Annotated in this window: 16 protein-coding genes and 3 pseudogenes; 11 read left to right on the top strand and 8 right to left on the bottom strand. The window is 58.4% G+C overall.

What is annotated here, in order from left to right; genetic code table 11:
• Positions 1-5 precede the first annotated feature (5 nt).
• Genes HU731_RS26835 through HU731_RS26825 form a run of 3 tightly spaced genes read right to left on the bottom strand, consistent with a single transcriptional unit; the run spans position 6 to position 966 of the window.
• Positions 6-377 carry a TIGR03745 family integrating conjugative element membrane protein gene (locus tag HU731_RS26835; protein WP_003235897.1) on the bottom strand — a complete coding sequence of 124 codons (372 nt, stop codon included), beginning with the start codon at positions 375-377 and terminating at the stop codon, positions 6-8.
• Between the two features lie 17 nt (positions 378-394).
• Positions 395-634 (bottom strand): TIGR03758 family integrating conjugative element protein, encoded by a 240-nt coding sequence (locus HU731_RS26830; protein WP_003235895.1) that lies wholly within the window; start codon positions 632-634, stop codon positions 395-397.
• A complete protein-coding gene (locus tag HU731_RS26825) occupies positions 631-966 on the bottom strand; it encodes an integrative conjugative element protein, RAQPRD family (protein ID WP_080627556.1) in 336 nt (111 codons plus the stop codon). The genes HU731_RS26830 and HU731_RS26825 overlap by 4 nt, the downstream gene beginning before the upstream one ends.
• Positions 967-1,264: 298 nt before the next feature.
• Here HU731_RS26825 and HU731_RS26820 point away from each other — a divergent pair.
• Both HU731_RS26820 and HU731_RS26815 read left to right on the top strand, forming a co-directional pair.
• Positions 1,265-1,484, top strand: a pseudogene (locus HU731_RS26820) (hypothetical protein).
• A 243-nt stretch (positions 1,485-1,727) separates the two neighbouring features.
• Positions 1,728-2,057 (top strand): hypothetical protein, encoded by a 330-nt coding sequence (locus HU731_RS26815; protein ID WP_003235890.1) that lies wholly within the window; start codon positions 1,728-1,730, stop codon positions 2,055-2,057.
• Positions 2,058-2,205: 148 nt separating this feature from the next.
• On the opposite strand, the pseudogene HU731_RS26810 reads toward HU731_RS26815, so the two are convergent.
• Positions 2,206-2,587, bottom strand: a pseudogene (locus HU731_RS26810) (M42 family peptidase); the annotation flags it as partial.
• A 251-nt stretch (positions 2,588-2,838) separates the two neighbouring features.
• Between HU731_RS26810 and HU731_RS26805 the strand changes: the two are divergent.
• Together HU731_RS26805 and HU731_RS28875 are read left to right on the top strand one after the other, a co-directional pair.
• Positions 2,839-3,339: a DUF421 domain-containing protein gene (locus HU731_RS26805; protein ID WP_032871010.1), complete on the top strand. Its 501-nt coding sequence runs from the start codon at positions 2,839-2,841 to the stop codon at positions 3,337-3,339.
• A gap of 48 nt (positions 3,340-3,387) precedes the next feature.
• Positions 3,388-4,373, top strand: a pseudogene (locus HU731_RS28875) (chemotaxis protein CheB).
• A gap of 555 nt (positions 4,374-4,928) precedes the next feature.
• Here the strand turns inward: HU731_RS28875 and HU731_RS28770 are convergent.
• From HU731_RS28770 to HU731_RS26775, 3 genes are all read right to left on the bottom strand, one after another.
• Complete coding sequence (locus tag HU731_RS28770) at positions 4,929-5,060, bottom strand: hypothetical protein (RefSeq protein WP_264083081.1); 132 nt, start codon at positions 5,058-5,060, stop codon at positions 4,929-4,931.
• Positions 5,061-5,153: 93 nt separating this feature from the next.
• Positions 5,154-6,134: a prolyl aminopeptidase gene (gene pip / locus HU731_RS26780; RefSeq protein WP_003235885.1), complete on the bottom strand. Its 981-nt coding sequence runs from the start codon at positions 6,132-6,134 to the stop codon at positions 5,154-5,156.
• Between the two features lie 126 nt (positions 6,135-6,260).
• Complete coding sequence (locus HU731_RS26775) at positions 6,261-7,019, bottom strand: SOS response-associated peptidase family protein (protein ID WP_186606227.1); 759 nt, start codon at positions 7,017-7,019, stop codon at positions 6,261-6,263.
• Positions 7,020-7,206: 187 nt separating this feature from the next.
• On the opposite strand from HU731_RS26775, the gene HU731_RS26770 reads away from it, so the two are divergent.
• The 3 genes from HU731_RS26770 to HU731_RS26760 all read left to right on the top strand — a co-directional run bounded on the left by HU731_RS26770 (position 7,207) and on the right by HU731_RS26760 (position 11,044).
• Positions 7,207-8,205 (top strand): NAD(P)/FAD-dependent oxidoreductase, encoded by a 999-nt coding sequence (locus HU731_RS26770; RefSeq protein WP_003235880.1) that lies wholly within the window; start codon positions 7,207-7,209, stop codon positions 8,203-8,205.
• Positions 8,206-9,146: 941 nt separating this feature from the next.
• Positions 9,147-10,322, top strand: a complete 1,176-nt coding sequence (locus HU731_RS26765) for a hypothetical protein (protein ID WP_003235878.1) — start codon at positions 9,147-9,149, stop codon at positions 10,320-10,322.
• The gene (locus tag HU731_RS26760) at positions 10,319-11,044 is read left to right on the top strand and encodes a DUF892 family protein (RefSeq protein ID WP_003235876.1); all 726 of its coding nucleotides are present in this window, start codon (positions 10,319-10,321) and stop codon (positions 11,042-11,044) included. The genes HU731_RS26765 and HU731_RS26760 overlap by 4 nt, the downstream gene beginning before the upstream one ends.
• Positions 11,045-11,405: 361 nt before the next feature.
• On the opposite strand, the gene galE is transcribed toward HU731_RS26760, so the two are convergent.
• Positions 11,406-12,431 (bottom strand): UDP-glucose 4-epimerase GalE, encoded by a 1,026-nt coding sequence (gene galE, locus HU731_RS26755; protein ID WP_003235874.1) that lies wholly within the window; start codon positions 12,429-12,431, stop codon positions 11,406-11,408.
• A 309-nt stretch (positions 12,432-12,740) separates the two neighbouring features.
• Between galE and HU731_RS26750 the strand changes: the two genes are divergently transcribed.
• From HU731_RS26750 to HU731_RS26735, 4 genes are read left to right on the top strand one after another with little or no spacing between them, the layout of a single operon-like run.
• Complete coding sequence (locus tag HU731_RS26750) at positions 12,741-13,910, top strand: glycosyltransferase family 1 protein (RefSeq protein WP_003235872.1); 1,170 nt, start codon at positions 12,741-12,743, stop codon at positions 13,908-13,910.
• Positions 13,898-15,091: a UDP-galactopyranose mutase gene (gene glf / locus HU731_RS26745; protein WP_003235869.1), complete on the top strand. Its 1,194-nt coding sequence runs from the start codon at positions 13,898-13,900 to the stop codon at positions 15,089-15,091. Before HU731_RS26750 ends, glf begins: the two co-directional genes overlap by 13 nt.
• On the top strand, positions 15,088-16,290 hold the full coding sequence (locus HU731_RS26740; protein ID WP_003235866.1) for a glycoside hydrolase family 1 protein: 1,203 nt from the start codon (positions 15,088-15,090) through the stop codon (positions 16,288-16,290). The genes glf and HU731_RS26740 overlap by 4 nt, the downstream gene beginning before the upstream one ends.
• Positions 16,287-18,047, top strand: coding sequence for an ABC transporter ATP-binding protein (locus HU731_RS26735; protein WP_003235865.1), 1,761 nt, complete (start codon positions 16,287-16,289; stop codon positions 18,045-18,047). The genes HU731_RS26740 and HU731_RS26735 overlap by 4 nt, the downstream gene beginning before the upstream one ends.
• Positions 18,048-18,171: the final 124 nt, after the last annotated feature.

The raw sequence follows: 18,171 nt of genomic DNA, 5'->3' as shown, positions 1-18,171 counted from the left end.
CAACCTCACAGAATCGCGGCAGCCTTGGTGAGAAACCAGATGATGATCACCACCAACAGGGCGCCGATACCGACTACCGCGCCGAGGTCTTTCCAGGTCTTGCGCTGGTTTTGGACATCGGCGAATACGGTCAGGGAATGCCAGGCCACGCCGAGAAATGCGAGCAGGGCAATCAGCAGGCCGAGCAGAATGCCGGCGTCGTAGGCGTAGTTTTTGATCGTCTCGATCAACCCGGAACCTTCACCTCGGGAAGGCGCCTCCATGGTCGGTAGGTCGGCAAAAGCTAGGCCAGGACCAAGGACCAGCAGCAGACCGATCAAGCGTTGGCTTGCACGATCACGCAGGTTGTTTTTAAGGGGGACAAGGCACTTGAGCATGATGGCGATCTCCGATGTTAGGACAGGGTGAAGAACATCAAAATCAGCAAGGTAAGCAGTACGCGCGCAGCGCTTCCGCCAAAGGCACCAAAGCGCATGCTTCCTGTCGCCCAGCCCCGGTAAGCCGTCCACATCACCCAGGCACACCACAGCAAAGCAAGGACGAGAACCAGAGACAGCCACAGTGTTGAGCTGCTCTGTGCCGAAAAGCCGGAGGCGTTTTGGAAGGCTGCGGTCTGAGCGTCAGTCATGCTCATGGCGAAGGTTCCGAAGACGGAGTGTCGAGGCGGTAATCGCCGACCAGCTCACTGGGATCGCGGGGTTGAGCGCGGGAGGGAGAGAGGTAGTCCTGCACACCAAGACGAATGCGTTGGATGTCTTGAGTTAGGCGGAGATAGTCGAAGCGATAACGCTCCGTTGATTCAGCCGAGCTAGCTATCTGGGCTCTTGTCGCAAGATGTTCGATAGTGTCGAGTTGCTGCAAAATCAGGCTTAACTGATCCTGTTCAAGAGCTGATGCGGCATAGCTGCCACTATTGAGCGTGGTCAGTACGAGCAAACAGCAGATTCGGCAAAATACAGTTGGCATGTGGATAGCCCATTTGGTTATGGGGCTAGCATCCAACTGCCGAATAGGGCTCAGCAGTAAAAAATACGAAACACGCTACGTCATTTTATTTTCGATACAGGCGCTGACCATGTAGCGAGTTTGGTTACCGGCTATATCGCGGAGAAGGGAAGTGATGGAGTGCTTACTGAGGTCGTTTGCAAATGAGTCGTTAAGTCAGTGCAAATACCTCCAAGTGTCAGCGGGTCTGGGGGAAATGGCTCCAGCCAACGGTGTGTTTAGCTAGTCTTCCAATACCACTTACTCCAGGATGATTCCCATGTCAGATAACTCTGAAGCCAACATAGCCACAGCGGACGCTCTCACACTGCTCCTGCACAACCAGCACGCCCTAGCAGCCGCCCTTGAAGAAGTGACCAAATGGATCTCAGAGGATGGAGTGGAAGGTGTCGCCGTTAACGCAATGGGGGCCATGGAAACGCCCGACCAAAATGGCCGAGCCATCACTGATGGCGATTATGCGCCTACGTCAGTTATAGGCATCCTCTAATGCCCGCCACACGCTTGCAGGTACCGAAGTGATTCTGTTAGTCAACCTGTAACCTGTCGCTTTATTCGTTGGATGTGAACATTTGAAATGTGGGGAGTCCGATGCGAATTAATCAGCCTTGTTCCCCACAGGAGAGTAGTGTCCAGGACACATTCCGGTAGATGGAAACTGCCTCGCCAAGACTAGCTGTTAGAATTGCACTGGGTTAGTGATCAGCCCCTTGAGAACCAGCATGAACAAAGAATTGACCGAAGAAGAGATGCGCCAAGCATTGTTCGGCTACGCTGAAATAGCTGCGCCGACGAGCACCGTTCCCGTGGAAGAAATCCAGCCGGACTTCGTTGCCGCACCCGTATCAAAAGTGGCGAAAAAGAAAGCCCCCAAAGCCTTTACCTCGAGGCTTCGGGTAACTCTTCGTGTGAGCAATGAGTTTGAAGGAAGGACTCTTGAGATCGTCCATGAAGCCGATACTCTGAGTACGTTGCTGGCAGAACAGGAAGCCACCAAAGCAGCCAGGAAAAAATTCCGCTATGTAGAAGTGGTATCGGTTAAGTCAATATAAATCATATTTCCCAGCAGGCACCAAGCCAGTCTGATGTTGGCCGGTTAGCGATGATGTTCATGACAAGCCCTCCATGTGTGGATAGACAAGGATGGCTAAACAGAGCCACGGTCGCTAACCGGCCGAGAGCGGACCTTTGTAAAGGCGTAGTACCGCCGCTGCTGTGCATCGAACCAAACGACAGCACACCGGGCAGCGACCCACTGTCGCCAAGGATATCGACCGGGGCCACCTCAAAGCTGATCGGCTGCGCGCCGCCCAGTGCTTCCACCTGCAATGTTCCGGCTTCATCGACCAACTTGACGACCATCGCGATTTCATCGAGGTGCGCCATGATTTGGATTCCTTCGGCGGGGTCAACATCGCACGATGCCTTGATGCGACCGATGACATTGCCCGCGCGATCCACAGTGACTTCGTCGCAATAATGCGCCAACTCTGTCTGGCATATCTCGCACTTCATCTTCCTGGCCACCCGGGCCGTAAGCCATCAGAAGCTTTTCGAGCAAGGCTTTGTTATCCGCGTTCATGATTTCTCCAACATTGACTCGGTTGCGGGCACCTAGGCACGCAACCTTCAGAACTAAACCCGCACTGGCGAGGCCTTAACGTCTCATCAAAAATGACCTGTTGCCTTGCGTGAAGGTTCGACCTTTATCGCCGCCACGGCCATCGACCATTTATCCGACCAACCTTGGATATCCTCGGAACTCTGTGGTCCGGGCGCGTCATAAGACGTATGGACCTCGCTGCAGCGCGGCGCAGACACAATGAAGTCAGTTTGACGAAACGAGTATGTTTACGGCCGAAACTGCCTATCGTCTTTTTGCTCGAACAAGACAGCTGGGGCTCTTTGCTGGAAATCGCTTTGCGCGCGATGATCCTTTTTTATGCTGATCATATGTTCAATGCGCTTGCTCGGGCGAAGGGGCGCGTCGCAGTACACGTTATTCGAGTATCCGTGGTCGTGACACTCGCTGGGGCGTTCGGGGTGCCGTTGCAGGCCATCGGACGGGGCCTGCTCCCGCCGAGCATCATCATGCTGTCCGTGATCATGCTGCATTACTCGATGGCGAGGTGGAGTGTCCGGTCTCCACGCTTCGAGACAGTGATCTTGGGCTCGGTCAGAACGATCATTCATCAAGGGAATCCACTGGATGAACTCAAGCGTGCCGCTTTGTCCCGCGAACGCTTGTTCGCGATGCTTCGTCAACACCAAGTGCAACACCTCAGCTTAGATGTCTCGGGCAGCTTCGGCTGTTGGAACGTCCCTCATGTATAGAGGTCACCATCTAGCGAGAGACGAAATTCATCAATAAGGATAAAGCGAGTGGACGCTAACAACGCTGCGGACCAGGTTGTTGTGATTGGAACTTCGACCGGGGGACTACATGCGCTAACGCTGCTTTTTAATCACTTACCGAGCGATCTGCCCGCCGCAGTATTTGTAACGATGCACATCGGCAACAACTTCAGCTCGTTGCCATCGATTTTGTCGAAGAATACTGCTCTTAAGGTAAGCTTTGCCAAGCAGGATGAAGCCATAAAAAAGGCCACGTTTATGTTGCTCCTCCTGACCATCATCTGCTGATTGAAAAATGGGCGATTAACATCCTGCGAGGCGCTAAAGAAAACTATGCCCGGCCAGCAATTGATCCCATGTTCAGGTCTGCAGCCATCAGCCATCAGCCATCAGCCATCGCGACCGAGCAATAGGCGTCATTCTCACGGGGCAGCTCGATGATGGTGTAACCGGACTGGAGGTGATAAAGGCCTACCGGGGGCGTGGCCCTGGTTCAGGATCCAGATACAGCAGAAGCTCGATCCATGCCAGAAAGCGCGCTTCGTCATGTAGATGTGGACGCGTGTTTGTCCTTGTCAGACCTAGCCGACATCATCGTGCAGAGGGAGAGCGAGTGGTCTACGAAAACAATGGCTGGGTCAGTGGCTAAGCGTATCGAGCCCATGGCTACAGAAAATGAGCTAGTGCACGACATGAATGCCGGAGGGGGGCAGGCCTTGGATTCGATAGGTTCTCTGAGTGGATTATCTTGCCCTGAGTGCGGCGGCAGCTTGTGGCAGTTAAGTGGAGCACTAACCCGCTTCCGTTGCCACACCGGGCATAGTTACACCGCTGCTGTGCTCAGAGAGTCGCAGGATAAAATCATCGAAGAAGCGATTTGGGTCGCGATCAGGGGGTTGCATGAGAAGCAAATGCTCCTCGCTCGATTTCTACCCGAAAAAACTCTGTACCGGGATCAAGTCAGATCAACGAATATAAAATTGAGCAAGCAGAGCTTGGATCTCAAAAAATAGCCTTGAAAACGCTGCTCGCACATTTTAAATAGCCGGATTGTGAATTCAACCGATACAGTACACCAGGTTGCGTCCAATGGCTTTGCACGCTTCTGGATGGGTATGCTTTTAAGCGTTAGACGGGATTAGTCTTTCATGCCCTCAATTTATCAGGGCGTCTGACCGACCGCTTTTGGCTGATTCTGTTGAAAAAGTCGACTTCGAATTCCACGGCAGAAAAGTTCGCGCCTAAGATTAAAATCTGAATTTCTGGCAGAAGGTTCAGGCCTCGGAGTTCACGTAGCAACATGCAAAGCAGGTGTTTTCACCCATCAGTATTCGAGCGTTTGTGCAAACCGACTGTTTTCAACAGAATCGGCCGATATCTGCCGCTCACGACCGCCCGCTTTCGGCCAAGCGCGGCCAGGATCAGAGTGTTCATTACCAGTTTGTAAAATACGCAAATTGAGGCTCTAATCGCTTACCGAATAGTACATTTCGTGCAACACCACTTGGCCCATAACTGATACCCGAGCCGTGAGCTGATCATGAAATCCGACTGAAACACGTCGGCGATTAATCGCCGACGGCGGCGCATGTGCTGCCAGAGAGCGGGGGCGCGGTCTCGCCGACACGGTTGCCGAGCGCCAGGCCCATGACCACACTTTTTGAAGTCTTCACCCCGCTTTCCGAGTTATTCAGAAACATTTCGGATCCCCACTCAAGCGGGATATTAGGAGCGTCAACTCATTACATATTTCAATGTTCAATCAATCCGTATAAGTGGACCATGCATTGACCTCAACAGAACTTCCCCATCTCCTTGAACTGCTCGGTCGCCTCGATCAGTGCGCTGATAATCCCCGGCTCAGATGGCGCATGGCCGGCGTCATTGATGATCTTCAGCACCGAGTCTGGCCAAGCCTTGTGCAAGCGGAAAGCGGAATTGGGCGTGGCGATCATGTCGTGCCCACCCTGGATGATTTTGCACGGGAGATGTTTGATTACCTTGATGTTACTGATCAGTTGGTCCTCCTCAAGGAATAGACGATTTTTGAAGTACCAGGCATCAAGCCGCCCCATACCATTACTGGTCTGGCCATCGGCGGCCTGGCTTTCAACGCCATCAGGATCGTGGCGCAACAATGAGCAACTGGTCGAGTAGCGGATCCATCCGCGAATGGCTTCGCCGCTTAGTTTTTCGTCATCGCCCGTCATGCGATCGAGATAAGCCTGCAGCAGATCCTGCCGCTCTTCCTCGGGAATGAAGTTCACGAAATCCTCGTGTGCACGCGGGAAAAACCGGCGCATGCCGTGGATGTACCAGTCGATTTCATCTTCGGTGCCAAGAAATACGCCCCGCAAGATGAAACCCAGACAGCGCTGCGGATAAGCCTCGCCATATGCCAGAGCGAGTGTAGTTCCCCATGAGCCACCGGTTATCAGCCAGCTTTCGATGTCCAGATGCTCGCGAAGTGTTTCTAGATCGTCGACCAGCGCCTGCGTCGTGTTGTTGCGCAGCTCTCCCAGTGGCGTCGAACGAAGGGCGCCGCGTTGATCGAACAGCACGATGCGGTAGTGATCCGGATCCCAGAACTGACGCTTGCCGGGCGGCGCTCCTTCGCCGGGGCCGCCGTGCAAGTACACGACCGGAACGCCGCCAGGGTTGCCGCTTTCTTCCCAGTAAAGCGTATGGATGTCATCGACTTTCAACGTACCGCTGCGGCGCGGCTCTTCGATCGCAGGGAACAGTTTGTAGGTGACTTCGCAGGGTGCTTGCATTGTTCGCCCTCACTATTGGCAGATTGCTGGTGCCTGAGAGTTTCAAACTTCGGCACCGAACTAGTAGGGGCCGCTCGGTGTGGCCTTGTAAGGTTCGAGCGACCCTCAATAAAAGCATGTTGGAACTCATCGGCCGCGCAGGCTGCGCGTGGAGGACAGAACATGCTCCAACTGCGGTTCTGCCAGCGCCATGTGCATGGCGAGGTCCTGTGCCTGATCCCATTGCAAATCGGGGCGTAGCCATACCTGCGCATCCTCGGCAGTGAACGCCAGCAGGCGTTGCTGTCTGGTGGATGTCTCGTCGTGCGTGACCAGTGCGAGGCCGTCACAGCCATTGAAGTGTTCACTGGCTTGTGCTAGTGCCGCGAGAAAAATCGGCCCGTTTTGACGTGACGTGGTGTAGCTGAGGCGAGGGCTATTTTTTGATTGCTCGACTTCGCAGGCTTCATACCAGCCATCGACTGCGATGAGCATGCGCCCGTCGCGCTTGAGCATGTCGAATACCCGTGAACGCATCACCAGATGCAGAGGCAGATGAGTCATCGGCGGCATTGTTCCCATCGACCAGAACGGTTTCCACCCCCAGCGAACCTTGAGGCATTCCAATAACCCGTTGCGGCTGCGTATGGCATCCACGCACATGTTCGGCTTGATCACGTTTCGGCTGTGCTGCGGTTCGCAGGTTCGGTGCAGACTGCCGTCCGCCAAACCAAATGCACCGCTCATATTCTGGTTCTGCGCTGCGTTAAACAACGCTTCAACCCCCTCGGTCATATCGTGTTGAATAATGTACTCACACATCGCGGAAACTCCTGGCAGTGGCACTTCAAAAGGACCCGCCACGTCGCGTCTTATCCGTTTAAGGGATCGAATGCGGCGAATCATGTAAATGCGATCCAAGGTGTTGCAGCGCGGTTCGAAACTCCTTTGACTGAGCAGACGAGCGGAAAAGAAGAAGCATTTGATCGACTTGCGTGACCGTTCATCAGACGCCGCCGTTTGTAGAGTGAAGTGATTGATAAATCTTTTTGTCGTCTGTCAATCGGCTCGAACGTCATTGGTAGGACAGTGCATGTCACATAAGCCAGAAGCATACCGGGACGCTTCAGAAGGTTCCGAATCCGCCTCAACCGATGATAGCGACGTCGATTGCCTGATTATCGGTGCCGGCCCTGCAGGGCTCACGACTGCGGTTTATTTAAGCCGTTTCCACCGACGGGTCGTGGTCGCCGACGGCGGGCAGAGTCGCGCAAGTCTGATTCCGCTTTCACACAACTACCCCGGCTTTGCACCAGGCATATCGGGTAACGACTTGCTCGATCGATTACGCGAGCAAGCTCTATCGTACGGGGCGATAATCGAAGCCGGACGTGTGGAGAGTCTGCTCAAGAATCGCAACGGTTTCGTTGCGCAACTCAACGGACGAGCGCTGAGCGCACCCCGTGTGGTGCTGGCAACCGGAATCGTCGATACCTTGCCGCAGATGGATCGACCTTATGATGGCATTGCACAGTCGGTCATCCGGCTGTGCGCTATATGCGATGGTTACGAAGTCAACGGTGATAACGTGGCAGTGTATGGCGAGGCACACTGTGCGATTAATCACGGGCTGTTTTTGCGCAACTTTACTGACCGTGTAACTGTGCTCGCCGAGGGTGATAGCGAAACGAGTGAGGAAGAGATCGCGACAGCGCAGCGCGCGGGCATACGTCTGATCAGAGAGCGGGTCGAGTACATCGAAGTGAGCGATGGCAAAGTCTTCGTGAAGGTGAGCAGTGGCGAAGAGTTTTGCTTTGATATCGTCTATCCGTCGCTGGGTTCGCGATATCGCTCGGAGCTCGCCGTGCAACTGGGCGTGCAGGTAGACGAGGAGGGCGCTTTGCACGTTGACAACCACCAATGCACATCGATCAGCGGGCTCTACGCGGTCGGAGATGTCGTGGGCTCTCTCAAACAAATCTGCGTTGCTACGGGCCAGGCGGCAGTCTGCGCGACTGCAGTGCATAACAGCCTGGCTCGGCGTTTTTGGGATCGGACACGGGACGAAAAAACCGCTAGCGATACTGCTTGAGTTCGTAGTCAGAATAGCGTCTTCGGTCAAAATGGTTTCAACCTAACTAGCGTAATACCGCGAGGTCCACGGTAGGGGGCATCGGACGCTTCAATTCACCGTTTCGATCTGTAAACCCTGATAGCTCAACGCCGTCTGGATCGTGGCGCAACAATGGAAAACTGGCCGAGTAATGAACCCAGGTGCGAATGGCTTCGCCGCGTGATTGCTCATCGTCGCCAGTCATTCGTTCAAATAAGCCTGCAGCTGATCCAGCCGCTCCTCCTGGGGAATGAAGTTCACGAAATTCTCGCCTGCGCCGGGCGAAAACCGGCGCATGCCGTGGATGAACCAGTTGATCTCATCGTGAGTCCAGAAATACGTCTGAAGATGAAACCCAGACAGCGCTGCGGATGAGACTCGCGATAAGCCAAAGCGAGCGTGGTGCCCCCATGAGCCACCGTTGATCAGCCGGCTTTGAATATCCAGTCGCTAGCGAAGTTTCCAGGTTCTCGACCAGCGCCTGCGTCGTGTTGTTGTGCAGTTATCCCAGTGGCGTGGAGCGAAGGGCGCCGCGTTGATCGAACATCACGATGCGGTAGTGATCCGGATGTCAGAACTGACGCTTACCGGACGAAGCTCCTTCACCGGGGCCGGCGTGCTAGTACACGACCGGAACGCCGCTAGGGTTGCAGCCACCTTCCCAGCAAAGGGAATATTTGCGTATGCGGCGGTGCGCTGATGCTGCTGGGAATTGCCGTAGGGGCGCAACCGCTTCGCGACTCCGGTTGCGGAGTCGGGTTGCACGTGCGACTGGCCGTCTTAGCTAACCGTTCATCGGAGGACGGTCACAAAATTTCGATGCCCTCGCGCGATCTCTTTGTCATCAATTAGAGCCGAGAATTAAGGTGCCGGCTCGTTGAAAAAGTCACTTGGTGATGACTGATGAAGGAGATCAATCCATGTCCAAAATCGATAATCTGCTGGACAACAAGGGCACGCCCTTAGACAAGCAGAGCTTTACCTGGCGCGACCTGGCTGGCAAGCCGATCAGCAAGCTGGACGATGATGCATTCACCCGGGTACGGGTGATTTTGATGAACGGCGTTGAATCCGACGCCTTGCGACTCAAGCATTTTGGCTCGCGGTTTCACAAAGAGTTGCAGCTGCCGCTGGCGCAGATCCGCCGTGTCGAGCAACACCAGATGACGGCGGTCAACTGGCTGCTGTCTGCGGACCATTCGCCCTTGGAAACCACCGTTGCCTACGAGCAGGTGGCGATCGAGGTGACCGCCGCCGTCGCCCAGAATGAGCCAGATCCCTACCAGGCTCAGACCTATCGCTTTGGCCTGTTGGAAGACTTCGACCACCTCTACCGCTACGCCGCGATGCTCGACCGGTTGGAGGGCAAGGACGCCAATAACATTCTGCAGGGCTACACCGACCTCGTACCCGGCAGGCCCACCAGCGAGCATCACCGCGCCCCCGGCGATGACCTGCGTGACAACTATCAGAAAGACAATGCCGCACTGATCACCAAGGTCCACGCGGCACTGATCACCGGGGCCGAATACCAGACCCACGATTACTACATGAACATCGGTCCGTTGTTCGCCGACCCGGTCGCCCGCGCGCTGTATGCCGAAATCGCCTCGGTCGAGGAGCAGCATGTGACCCAGTACGGTGCGTTGCAGGACCCCAGCGAAACCTTCATGGAAAAGTGGCTGGTGCACGAGGCGATGGAGGTCTACACCTACGCCAGTTGCGCCGAGCAGGAAGAAAACCCGCGCATTAAGGCGCTCTGGGAACGCTTTGTCGACTATGAACTGGGCCATCTCAACCTGGCCTGCGAGTTATTCAAGCAATACGAACGCCGCGATCCCGCCGAGGTACTGGCCGGCCCGCTGCCGCGCATGATCGAGTTCAAAAGCCAGCGCGATTTCGTGCGCGAGACCTTGTCTCGCGAGCTCGACCTGCGTGCTCATGGCATCGATTACGTGCCAAAGGAAAGGGAAGGGCAGGCGTCTCTGGATCAACGCGCACGCCTTAATAGTGAAGGCGTTCCGGCCAACGAGGTGTCGGCTGGCTACACCTTCAAACCGGGCACCGAACTCAACCCAGCGGGAGAACAGGAATGAGCGAACGTCAAGTGATCATCGGCACCAACCGCACCGGCGCGCAGATGTCGCCTGAAGGCACCGCACGCCAATTGGAAGCTACGCGCATGTTTCCCGCTGATGTCCCCGGCGACATGAGCGCCTACACCGCCGAGCGCGAGCGCGCTATTCGCGAAGCCGACCTAATCGGTTCAGTGCCGGCTCCATGCAGGGCCAAGGGTGTGGTCAAGACCGCGCTGGACAAGACCATCGGCAAGGCGCCTGAAGTGCTGCTCGACAAGCTCGGAGAGCGTCTGGCTTTCGAGCGCAGCGGCGTACGTTTATATGAAGCGATGGTGGCCAAGGCCACGTCGGCACCGGGCGCCAACCCCGCATTGGTGGACACCTTGCGCCAGATCCAGGCCGAAGAAATCGAGCACATGAACCTGGTGCGCGAAGCCATCGAAACCCTGGGCGCCGACCCCACCGCCATGACGCCGTGTGCGGACGTGGTCGGGGTCAAGGCCATGGGTGTGCTGCAGGTACTGACTGACCCGCGCACGACTGTCTCGCAGTCGATGAGTGCGATCCTGACCATCGAACTGGAAGACAACGCCGCCTGGGAACTGTTGATTGAACTGGCCGAGAAAGGCGGGCATCCGCTGATCGCCAAGCGCTTTAAAACGGCGTTGCAGCAGGAAGAAACGCACCTGGCCACGGTTCGCGAGTTCATTCGCGACGACCTGCTTGCCCAAGTGAGCTGACAGTTTGCGCGATGCGTGGTTTCACGCCGGACGTCGGCGTGAAACTATTCGCACTGCCTCTGGGTTCATGGGATGGGTCAGTAGAAACGAGGGGTCGAGCTCGCCTTTCTGAGTGTGCACAAACAGCATGGTGCGCAACGCTGCCCTTGATTGCTGCCCGTATTTCGGGGTTTATGCCTTTTTTGGAACAGGAGGGCCGCTTTTGAGTCCCAGTTCACGGACGGCGCTACATCTTGCAGGGACATTGCAGAACCCAGTCCCACGCGCTTCGAGCCGTAGGATGACGTCTTGAGACATCTCTTCCATTCCAGCGCTGACTCCGGTGTAATCCGAATCAATGTCCCCCGCCAATGCGCGCGCTTCAATTCGCCTGCCGAACCACCTCATGCTCGCGCTGGTTGCATTGCCAGCGCCACGCATCGGCGAGCATTTGCTCCAACGAATAGCGCGCTTGCCAGCCCAGCTCGTCGATGGACTTTTGCGGGTCGGCCCAGCAGCAGGCTATGTCGCCTGGGCGGCGCGCTTCGAAGTTCAGGGGGATCTGGACGCCGCTCACTTTTTCAAAGGCGTTGATCACGTCGAGCACCGAATACCCTCGCCCCGTTCCCAGGTTCCAGATACTGACGCCGCGGCGCTCGCGCAATGCTTCCAGCGCGCGGATATGACCCAGGGCCAGGTCCACGACGTGGATGTAATCGCGAACGCCGGTGCCGTCCGGGGTGGGGTAGTCCTTGCCGTAGACCGACAACGCTTGGCGCTCGCCGCTGGCAACCTGAAGCAGATAGGGCAATAGATTGTTCGGTGTGCTGGTCGGCGCCTCGCCCAGCAGGCCGGAGGCATGGGCACCGATCGGGTTGAAGTAGCGCAGCAGGCCTATCGACCAGCGCGGGTCGGAGCTGGCCACGCTTTTCATGACGTTTTCGCACATCAGCTTCGACATCCCGTACGGGTTGGTCGGTTGCCCGGTGGCGCACGCTTCGTTGATCGGCATGCGGGTGCAGTCGCCATACACCGTTGCGGATGAACTGAACACCAGCCGGAACACGCCGGCCTGTGCCATGGCCTGGCAAAGCACCACGCTGCCGCCGACATTGGTGTCGTAGTAGCGCAACGGCTCGCGCACGCTTTCGCCAACGGCTTTCAAACCCGCGCAATGCACCACGGCATCGATGGGGTAGTCACGCAGCAGGGTGTCGAGCAAACGTCGATTACGCACGTCGCCATAGATGAACCCCGGCCGCTTGCCCGCCAAGGTGCTTATCCGGTCGATCGCCGAGCGATGGCTATTGCATAAGTTGTCCAATATCAACACCTCTTCGCCTCGGACCATCCATTCCAATGCAACGTGCGCACCGATATATCCCGCACCGCCCGTAATCAACATCATGCGCTCGCCCTCGTTCGCCCCGGCATCTGCCCGATGCCTGTTTCCTCAGTTCGGTCAGCGCTGCTTCTGCGCTGACTGTTCAAGGTAGGGGGCGCTTTTTACGAGGAGTTCAAACCGGTTGACTGACCGGTATGTGCAGTTCATCGGCTTCGCTCACTCTTGCGGTGAACGCCCCGCGACGACCGTGCTTCCAACCTTCAAGAGCCGAATGGCCTGGATAAGGGCTGTCGTGCGCTTGCCGTATCGACACGGTATGGCCAGGGGCTCGATGCATGAGCCGTCATCTTTTCGCTTGATAAGGACGTTGATATGAACCTTGCAGAACAGCCCGAGGCGTTTGCTCAAGTGAGTGCGCAAAGCCCTGTTGAATCCCCCAGCCAGGCCCGTCCGACGCTGGTGTGCCTGTCCCATTTGCGCTGGGGGTTCGTCTACCAGCGTCCGCAGCATGTGATGTCGCGCCTGGCGAAAGACTATGACGTGATCTTCTTCGAAGAACCGGTCGTGGGCGGTGGCGAGCCTCCCCGGCTGGAAATGTCGAACCCGGCCGCGGGCATCCAGGTGGTTGTCCCGCACTTGCCCGAGGGCCTGGGTGAGCAGGCGATGATCGAGGCGCAGCGACGGTTGCTGGATGAGCGTCTTGCCGAGGCCGTGCAAGGTGATCTCCTGCTCTGGTATTTCACGCCCATGAGCCTGGCGTTTACCGACCACCTCCAGGCGCGGGTCACGGTGTTCGACTGCATGGATGAGCTGTCTGCGTTCAAGGGCGCGCCCGCACGGCTGGTGGACATGGAGCGGCTGCTCATGGACAAGGCCGACGTGGTGTTCACCGGCGGTTTCAGCCTCTGGGAGGTCAAGCAGCACCAGCACGGCAATGCGCACCCGGTGCCCAGCAGCGTCGACATTGGGCATTTTGCGCAGGCGCGAAACGCCTTGGCGGACCCTGCCGACCAGGCGCCGATCGCGCGGCCACGCCTGGGCTTTTTCGGTGTGATCGATGAGCGCTTTGACATCGAGCTGGTGGACCGCGTGGCGGCGCAGCGTCCCGACTGGCAGATCGTACTGATCGGGCCGGTGGTCAAGATCGATCCGCAGACCCTGCCGCGACGCTCCAATATTCATTATCTGGGCGGGCGGCAATACGCCGAGCTGCCGGCTTACCTGAGCGGCTGGGACGTGGCCCTGATGCCGTTCGCGCTCAATGAGTCCACCCGTTTCATCAGCCCCACCAAGACCCCCGAGTACCTGGCCGGCGGCTGCCCCGTGGTCTCGACGCCAATACGCGATGTGGTCAATGGCTACGGCCAAAGCGGTGCCGTATTTATCGCCGACACTGCCGACGCGTTTGTCAGCGCCATCGAAGGCGCGCTGCGCCTCAAAGGTACGCCCGACTTCCTGAAACGCGCCGATGCGGCGCTTGAAGGGATGTCCTGGGATAACACGTGCCGCTTTATGAAGGAGCAGATCGAATGCCTCAGATAAACCTTGAAACCGCCAAGTCCGGACCGTCCTGCCAACCTGGGCGCGGCGTCTATGACTACCTGATCGTCGGCGCCGGGTTTGCCGGCAGCGTCATCGCCGAACGGCTGGCCCAGGGGCTGGGGCGCAACGTGCTGTTGATCGACCGACGCGCGCATATCGCCGGCAACGCATACGATCACCCGGATGCGGCGGGGGTACTGGTGCATCGTTACGGTCCGCACATCTTTCACACTAACGCGCAGCGGATCGTCGACTACCTGTCGCGCTTTACCGAGTGGCGGCCCTATGAGCACCGTGTGCTGGCGCAGGTCGATGGGCAACTGGTGCCGATCCCCATCAATCTCACCACGCTTAACAAACTGTACGGTTTGTCGATGACGTCCGAGCAAGCCGAAGTGTTCCTGGCCGAGCGCGCGGAGCCGGTGGCCACGATTCGCACGTCGGAAGACGTGGTGGTCAATCAGATCGGGCGCACGCTCTACGAGAAATTCTTCCGTGGCTACACCCGCAAGCAATGGGGCCTGGACCCTTCCGCGCTGGACAAGTCGGTAACCTCGCGGATCCCCACGCGCACCAATGAAGACGACCGCTATTTCACCGACACCTTCCAGATGATGCCCCGCGATGGCTACACGCGCATGTTCGAGCAGATGCTCGATCACCCCCGGATCGACCTGCTGCTGGACACCGACTTCAAGGCCGTGCGCGATGAGGTGAAATTCAAGCACGTGATCTATTGCGGCCCGATCGACGAGTACTTTGATTTCCAGTTGGGACGCTTGCCCTACCGTTCGTTGCGGTTCGAGCACCAGACGCTCGAGCAGGAGCGCTATCAGCCGGTGGCGGTGGTCAACTTCCCGGACCCGGAGGTGCCCTACACGCGCATCACCGAGTACAAGCACCTGACCGGTCAGGTCCACCCCTGCACCAGCATTACTCGCGAGTTTCCCTGCGATGAGGGCGACCCTTATTACCCGGTGCCACGCGCCGAAAACGTCGAGCTGTACAAGCGGTACAAGGCCCTCGCGGAGCAGACGCCGAATGTGACGTTCCTCGGGCGCCTGGGTACTTACAAGTACTACAACATGGACCAGGTGGTGGGCCAGGCGCTTGCGTTGTACCGCGACATTGAAGCTGCGAGCAGCGAAGCCACCGTTGCAGCCGGGCTCGATGTGTTATGAGCGCGCCGCCGGAGCAGAGCCAGAGGGAGCCCCGCGAGCGCGGTCATCACGCGCTCTTCAACAGCTTCGTGATGGCGGGCTACGAGTGCTCCAGCCAGCGCCGCCAGGATGGTCGGCGCCTGGACTTGCTGGCCGCCACCGGGCACGCGCGCTGGGCACACAAGGACTACGCGCAACTGGCGGGCCTGAATGTGCGTTGCGCCCGTGACGGCCTGCGTTGGCACTTGATCGAGCGCAGCCCGGGTCGCTACGACTGGAGCAGTTTCCTGCCGATGCTCAGGGCTGCGCGCGATCACCAGGTGCAAGTGATCTGGGACCTTTGCCACTACGGGTATCCGGATGACCTGGACGTCTGGCGCCCATCGTTTGTCGACCGGTTCGCACGTTTTGCCGGCGCGGTGGCAGGGCTGATGTCCGATGAAGGCATCAGCGTTCCGTTCTATTCGCCGGTCAACGAGATATCGTTCTGGAGCTGGGCGGGGGGCGACGTCGGTTATTTCAACCCCAATGCCCACGGGCGCGGCCAGGAGCTCAAGCACCAGTTGGTGCGCGCCAGCATCGCCGCGATCGAGGCGATTCGCGAACGCGCGCCGGCTGCGCGTTTCGTGCAGTGCGACCCGCTGATCAATGTGGTCTCCGAGTCGCAGCGTAGCGAGGACATTGAAAGCGCCGAACGCTACCGGGTGGCCCAATTCGAGGCCTGGGACATGCTGATCGGGCGCCAGTGGCCCGGCCTGGGCGGGCAGGAGGATTACCTGGATATCATCGGCGCGAATTTCTACCCGCATAACCAGTGGTATTTCCACGGCGGGCGCATTGCGCTGGGTGAGTCGGATTACCGCCCGCTCGCCGGTATGCTCAAAGAGTTGCACCAACGCTACCAGCGGCCGCTGCTGATCTCTGAAACCGGAGCGGAGGACCAGGAGCGTTTGCCCTGGTTGAGCTATGTAGTGGACCAGGTGCTGATGGCGCTGGAACGTGGGGTGCCGGTGCAAGGCATTTGTTGGTACCCCTTTCTCGATTACCCCGGCTGGGATGATGGCCGTTATTGCCCCACCGGCGTCTTCGGCTACGCCGACGGAGAGGGCGAACGCGCGCCTTTCCACCCGCTGCACCTGCAGCTCAAAGCCGTTCCCGAGCGTATCGAAGCACGCTTGCGCGAGCTTGATGCAAGGCGGGCGCAGAGGCTGCGCACATGATCTTTCAGCGCCTGCGCGACGAACCTTTGCCGGCGACAGCCAGCGCGTTTTTATGGCGTTACGTGAGGGTGCGCCCGCTGCATTTCTGCGCGATGTTGTCACTGGTGATCGGCGCGGCCTGCTGCGCGGTGGCGGTGCAGTACGGCATGAAGTTGCTGGTGGACGCCATGGCCGGAGAGTCGCAGGCCGACCAGGTGTGGCATGCGTTCAGTCTGTTCATCGGCTTGATCGTGTTGGAAAACGTGCTGTGGCGCTTGGGCGGTTGGGTCGGCTGTCATACCGTGGTGGGCAGTTGCGCCGACCTGCGCGTTGACCTTTTTCATCACCTGACCGGCCATCCGATGCGCTATTTCAACCGGCATTTTGCCGGTTCGCTGGCCAATCGAGTGTCGTCGGCCGGCGCGGCCGCCGACAAGATATACGGCGGCCTGGCCTGGCGCATCGTACCGCCGTGCGTGGATTTTATCGGTGCCGTAGTGGTGTTGTTCGCTGTGCGCGGCTCAATGGCATTGGCCCTGATCGCGTGTGTGGTGCTGGTAGCCGCGTTGATCACCGTGGTCGGCGTGCGTGGCAGGAACCGGCATATCGCTTTCGCCTCACAGTCGGCGCGGGTCGGGGGCGAGATTGTCGACCTGGTGTCCAATGTCTGGACGATCAAGGCGTTCTCCGGGCGCGAGCGCGAGCGCGTCAGGCTGGAGCGGGAGATCGGCGTCGAGGCGGGCGCGCATCGGCGCAGTTGGATCTACCTGGAAAAGGCACGCGTGCTCCACGATATCTGCCTGTCCATCATGGCCGGGTCAATGCTGGGTTGGGCGATCCTGCTGTGGCGCCAGGGTCAGGTTACGGCGGGCGATGTAGTCATGGTCAGCGCGTTGACGTTTCGTATCCTCCACGGCTCGCGCGAACTGGCGCTGGCGCTGGTGGAAGCCAGCCAGCAGATGGGCGTCATCACCGAAACGCTCGGCATCATCGCGCAGCCGCACGAACTCAGCGATGCGCCGGAAGAACTCGCGCCGACCCGGGGCAGCATCAAATTGCTGGACGTCAGCTATGCGTACCCCGGCGGGCGCCAGGTGTTCAAGCATTTATTCCTGGACATTCCGGCGGGCCAGAGCGTCGGGATTGCCGGTACCTCGGGTTCGGGAAAATCCACACTGCTCAGCTTGCTGCAACGTCTGGACGATGTGCACGGCGGGGCGATCCTGATCGACGACCGGGACATTCGCTCGGTCAGCCAGGACAGCCTGCGCCGACAAATCGCCGTGGTACCCCAGGAGCCGGCGCTGTTCAATCGCAGCATCCTGGAAAACATCGGCTACGGCCAGCCGCGCGCGACCGAGCAACAGATTATTGATGCCGCCCGGCGAGCCTACTGCGATGAGTTCGTGCAGGCGCTGCCCGATGGTTATCACACGCTGGTGGGGGAACGTGGCGTGACGCTTTCCGGTGGGCAACGCCAACGCCTGGGGCTGGCGCGGGCGTTCCTGAAGAACGCGCCGATCTTGATCCTCGACGAGGCGACCTCCGCACTGGATTCCGATTCCGAGGCGATCATCCAGTGCGCGCTGATGGACCTGATGCGCGGCAGGACGGTACTTGCGGTGGCTCACCGCCTCTCGACCATCGCCAGCTTCGACCGGGTGCTGGTGCTGGAAGAGGGGAAGGTGGTTCAGGACGGCGCACCCGATGAACTGCGTCGCCGCCAGGGACGTTTCCGCACGCTCTGGCAGATGCAGACGATGGTCCAGGACCACTGATGCCTGAGCGTGCTCGGAGCGGAGTACGCCGTTGATCGGCCTGCGCCGTTTGCCGAACGAACGCGTGAGAATAGCCTCGGTTCGAACCTTACATAGCCGTTGACGCCCTTGGGGCGAACCTACT

This window comes from Pseudomonas salmasensis (genome assembly GCF_014268375.2).
Taxonomy (GTDB): Bacteria; Pseudomonadota; Gammaproteobacteria; order Pseudomonadales; family Pseudomonadaceae; genus Aquipseudomonas; species Aquipseudomonas salmasensis.
This window is presented reverse-complemented; position numbering and strand designations above follow the sequence as displayed.